This is a genomic window from Micromonospora echinofusca (assembly GCF_017614955.1).
GTDB lineage: Bacteria > Actinomycetota > Actinomycetes > Mycobacteriales > Micromonosporaceae > Micromonospora > Micromonospora echinofusca_A.
Genome location: NZ_WVUH01000422.1, coordinates 1 through 5349 on the forward strand (window position 1 = coordinate 1; position 5349 = coordinate 5349).

Below are 5349 nucleotides of genomic sequence, written 5' to 3' on the forward strand. Positions count from 1 at the left end.
TGGTGTGTGGTTGTTCTTTGAGAACTCAACAGGGTGCTTGATAAGCCAGTGCCAAATTTTGTTTGATACCCCGGACTGGCCGCATCGTTTGGTGTGGTTGGTTTGTGGATTCCTTTGGCAACACTTTTTGTTGTCGGGATTGTTTTTCAACAAGTTTTTGTTGGAGAGTTTGATCCTGGCTCAGGACGAACGCTGGCGGCGTGCTTAACACATGCAAGTCGAGCGGAAAGGCCCTTCGGGGTACTCGAGCGGCGAACGGGTGAGTAACACGTGAGCAACCTGCCCTAGGCTTTGGGATAACCCCGGGAAACCGGGGCTAATACCGAATATGACCATTCTCCGCATGGTGGGTGGTGGAAAGTTTTTCGGCCTGGGATGGGCTCGCGGCCTATCAGCTTGTTGGTGGGGTGATGGCCTACCAAGGCGACGACGGGTAGCCGGCCTGAGAGGGCGACCGGCCACACTGGGACTGAGACACGGCCCAGACTCCTACGGGAGGCAGCAGTGGGGAATATTGCACAATGGGCGGAAGCCTGATGCAGCGACGCCGCGTGAGGGATGACGGCCTTCGGGTTGTAAACCTCTTTCAGCAGGGACGAAGCGTAAGTGACGGTACCTGCAGAAGAAGCGCCGGCCAACTACGTGCCAGCAGCCGCGGTAAGACGTAGGGCGCGAGCGTTGTCCGGATTTATTGGGCGTAAAGAGCTCGTAGGCGGCTTGTCGCGTCGACTGTGAAAACCCGCAGCTCAACTGCGGGCTTGCAGCCGATACGGGCAGGCTAGAGTTCGGTAGGGGAGACTGGAATTCCTGGTGTAGCGGTGAAATGCGCAGATATCAGGAGGAACACCGGTGGCGAAGGCGGGTCTCTGGGCCGATACTGACGCTGAGGAGCGAAAGCGTGGGGAGCGAACAGGATTAGATACCCTGGTAGTCCACGCTGTAAACGTTGGGCGCTAGGTGTGGGGGACCTCTCCGGTTCTCTGTGCCGCAGCTAACGCATTAAGCGCCCCGCCTGGGGAGTACGGCCGCAAGGCTAAAACTCAAAGGAATTGACGGGGGCCCGCACAAGCGGCGGAGCATGCGGATTAATTCGATGCAACGCGAAGAACCTTACCTGGGTTTGACATGGCCGCAAATCCTCCAGAGATGGGGGGTCCTTCGGGGGCGGTCACAGGTGGTGCATGGCTGTCGTCAGCTCGTGTCGTGAGATGTTGGGTTAAGTCCCGCAACGAGCGCAACCCTCGTTCGATGTTGCCAGCGCGTTATGGCGGGGACTCATCGAAGACTGCCGGGGTCAACTCGGAGGAAGGTGGGGATGACGTCAAGTCATCATGCCCCTTATGTCCAGGGCTTCACGCATGCTACAATGGCCGGTACAATGGGCTGCGATACCGTGAGGTGGAGCGAATCCCAAAAAGCCGGTCTCAGTTCGGATCGGGGTCTGCAACTCGACCCCGTGAAGTCGGAGTCGCTAGTAATCGCAGATCAGCAACGCTGCGGTGAATACGTTCCCGGGCCTTGTACACACCGCCCGTCACGTCACGAAAGTCGGCAACACCCGAAGCCGGTGGCCCAACCCTTGTGGAGGGAGCCGTCGAAGGTGGGGCTGGCGATTGGGACGAAGTCGTAACAAGGTAGCCGTACCGGAAGGTGCGGCTGGATCACCTCCTTTCTAAGGAGCACCTTCCACCGAAAGGTGGTAAGGAGCCCGCATCGCCCGAGTGTGGTGGTGGGGTGCTCATGTGGCGGAGACACTGGTGAGTTTGCTGTCGGCAACGGCTGCCATGGTGAGTACGCATCCCTTTGGGGGTGGTGGAAAGCGGTGTGGTGGTGCGGCTGGTGGTGGATGATGGGCACCCTGTTGGGTCCTGAAGGAACAACTGTTGGTTGTTTTTTCGGTGATCGGATTGCCAGGCATGGCCTGGTGCCGCATACCGGTCCACTTGAGTTTGGGTGGGTGTCTGGTGTGGTGCTGTGGGTTGTGGGTTGGTCGTTTGTTGAGAATTGCACAGTGGACGCGAGCATCTTTGTGGTCAAGTTGTCAAGGGCGAACGGTGGATGCCTTGGCACCAGGAGCCGATGAAGGACGTGGGAGGCCGCGATAGGCCTGGGGGAGCTGTCAACCGAGCTGTGATCCCAGGGTGTCCGAATGGGGAAACCTGGCACCAGTCATGTGGTGTCACCTGCACCTGAACACATAGGGTGTATGGGGGGAACGCGGGGAAGTGAAACATCTCAGTACCCGTAGGAAGAGAAAACAATAGTGATTCCGTGAGTAGTGGCGAGCGAAAGCGGATGTAGGCTAAACCGGTTGCGTGTGATACCTGTCAGGGGTTGCGTGGTCGGGGTTGTGGGACCCTGCTGAGCGGGCTGACACTCGTTCGAGGAGTTACAAAGCCAGTTGCTAGCCGAACAGTCTGGAAAGGCTGACCGTAGGCGGTGAGAGTCCGGTAGGTGAAAGTGGCTGGTCTTCTGTGGGTGTTCCCGAGTAGCGGCGGACTCCTGTAATCTGCCGTGAATCTGCCAGGACCACCTGGTAAGCCTAAATACTTCCTGGTGACCGATAGCGGACTAGTACCGTGAGGGAATGGTGAAAAGTACCCCGGGAGGGGAGTGAAATAGTACCTGAAACCGTTCGCCTACAATCCGTCGGAGCCTTTAGGGGTGACGGCGTGCCTTTTGAAGAATGAGCCTGCGAGTTAGTGGCATGTGGCGAGGTTAACCCGTGTGGGGTAGCCGTAGCGAAAGCGAGTCTGAATAGGGCGTTTGAGTCGCGTGTCCTAGACCCGAAGCGGAGTGATCTAGCCATGGGCAGGCTGAAGCGCGGGTAAGACCGCGTGGAGGGCCGAACCCACCAACGTTGAAAAGTTGGGGGATGACCTGTGGTTAGGGGTGAAAGGCCAATCAAACTCCGTGATAGCTGGTTCTCCCCGAAATGCATTTAGGTGCAGCGTCGCGTGTTTCTTGCCGGAGGTAGAGCACTGGATGGTCTAGGGGGCCCACAAGCTTACCGAAATCAGCCAAACTCCGAATGCCGGTAAGTGAGAGCGCGGCAGTGAGACTGCGGGGGATAAGCTTCGTAGTCGAGAGGGAAACAGCCCAGATCACCAGCTAAGGCCCCTAAGCGTGTGCTAAGTGGAAAAGGATGTGGGGTCGCATAGACAACCAGGAGGTTGGCTTAGAAGCAGCCACCCTTTAAAGAGTGCGTAATAGCTCACTGGTCAAGTGGTTCCGCGCCGACAATGTAGCGGGGCTCAAGTACACCGCCGAAGCTGTGGCATTCACATTTTAACTTCGCCAGGGTTTTCGGATTCTGGTGCAGGTGTGTGGATGGGTAGGGGAGCGTCGTGCCGGGGGTGAAGCAGCCGAGTGATCGAGTTGTGGACGCGGCACGAGTGAGAATGCAGGCATGAGTAGCGAAAGAAGGGTGAGAAACCCTTCCGCCGGATGACCAAGGGTTCCAGGGCCAGGCTAATCCGCCCTGGGTGAGTCGGGACCTAAGGCGAGGCCGAGAGGCGTAGTCGATGGACAACGGGTTGATATTCCCGTACCCGCGTAGGAGCGCCCATGATGAACCTTGTTGTGCTAACCACCCGATCCGGGGGCGGTCTTCGGACCTATCTTGGTGAGCGTGGGAACCTGGCGGGTAGTAGTCAAGCGATGGGGTGACGCAGGAAGGTAGCTGATCCCGGCCGGTGGTTGTGCCGGGGTAAGCGTGTAGGCCGGTGTGTAGGCAAATCCGCACACCTTGTGGCTGAGACGTGATGCCGAGCCGATTCAGGTGAAGTCAGTGATCCTATGCTGCCGAGAAAAGCCTCTAGCGATGTTCCGAGCGGCCCGTACCCCAAACCGACACAGGTGGTCAGGTAGAGAATACCGAGGCGATCGGGCGAACTGTGGTTAAGGAACTCGGCAAATTGCCCCCGTAACTTAGGGAGAAGGGGGGCCGGAGACGTGAAGCCACTTGCTGGTGGAGCGTTGTATGGCCGCAGAGAGCAGGGGGAAGCGACTGTTTACTAAAAACACAGGTCCATGCGAAGAAGTAATTCGATGTATATGGACTGACGCCTGCCCGGTGCTGGAACGTTAAGGGGACCGGTTAGTCTTTCGGGGCGAAGCTGAGAACTTAAGCGCCAGTAAACGGCGGTGGTAACTATAACCATCCTAAGGTAGCGAAATTCCTTGTCGGGTAAGTTCCGACCTGCACGAATGGCGTAACGACTTCCCCACTGTCTCAACCACAGGCCCGGCGAAATTGCATTACGAGTAAAGATGCTCGTTACGCGCGGCAGGACGGAAAGACCCCGGGACCTTTACTATAGCTTGACATTGGTATCTGAATTAGCTTGTGTAGGATAGGTGGGAGCCGGTGAAGTCCATACGCCAGTATGGGTGGAGGCAATCTTGAAATACCACTCTGGTTGATTTGGGTATCTAACTTCGGACCGTGATCCGGTTCAGGGACAGTGTCTGGTGGGTAGTTTAACTGGGGCGGTTGCCTCCTAAAGGGTAACGGAGGCGCCCAAAGGTTCCCTCAGCCTGGTTGGCAATCAGGTGTTGAGTGCAAGTACACAAGGGAGCTTGACTGTGAGACTGACAGGTCGAGCAGGGACGAAAGTCGGGACTAGTGATCCGGCACTTGCGTGTGGAAGCGGTGTCGCTCAACGGATAAAAGGTACCCCGGGGATAACAGGCTGATCTTCCCCAAGAGTCCATATCGACGGGATGGTTTGGCACCTCGATGTCGGCTCGTCGCATCCTGGGGCTGTAGCAGGTCCCAAGGGTTGGGCTGTTCGCCCATTAAAGCGGTACGCGAGCTGGGTTTAGAACGTCGTGAGACAGTTCGGTCCCTATCCGCCGTGCGCGTAGGATACTTGAGAAGGGCTGTCCCTAGTACGAGAGGACCGGGACGGACGAACCTCTGGTGTGCCAGTTGTCCCGCCAGGGGCACGGCTGGTTGGCTACGTTCGGAAGGGATAACCGCTGAAAGCATCTAAGCGGGAAGCTCGCTTCGAGATGAGGTATCCCGCCCCACTTTGTGGGGGTAAGGCCCCCAGCTAGACGACTGGGTTGATAGGCCGGAGATGTAAGCCCGGTAACGGGTTCAGTTGACCGGTACTAATAGGCCGAGGACTTGATTACTAAGCTGCTACGCGTCCACTGTGCAACTCTCGACAAACGAACACCCCTGACCGTTTGGTTGGGTGTGGTGTTTGACAAGTCGATAGGGTTACGGCGGTCATGGCGGAGGGGAAACGCCCGGTTACATTCCGAACCCGGAAGCTAAGCCTTCCAGCGCCGATGGTACTGCACTCGGGAGGGTGTGGGAGAGTAGGACGCCGCCGGACA

The 5349-nt window shown here is 57.6% G+C and carries 3 rRNA genes; all 3 read left to right on the forward strand.

The annotated features are described in order from the left end of the window. Positions 1-157 precede the first annotated feature (157 nt). Positions 158-1672, forward strand: a 16S ribosomal RNA gene (locus tag GSF22_RS30030). A gap of 359 nt (positions 1673-2031) precedes the next feature. After that, positions 2032-5142, forward strand: a 23S ribosomal RNA gene (locus tag GSF22_RS30035). Between the two features lie 89 nt (positions 5143-5231). Then, positions 5232-5348 (forward strand): 5S ribosomal RNA (gene rrf, locus GSF22_RS30040). Together the 16S, 23S and 5S rRNA genes form the textbook arrangement of a ribosomal RNA operon. The last annotated feature ends 1 nt before the right edge of the window (position 5349 follow it).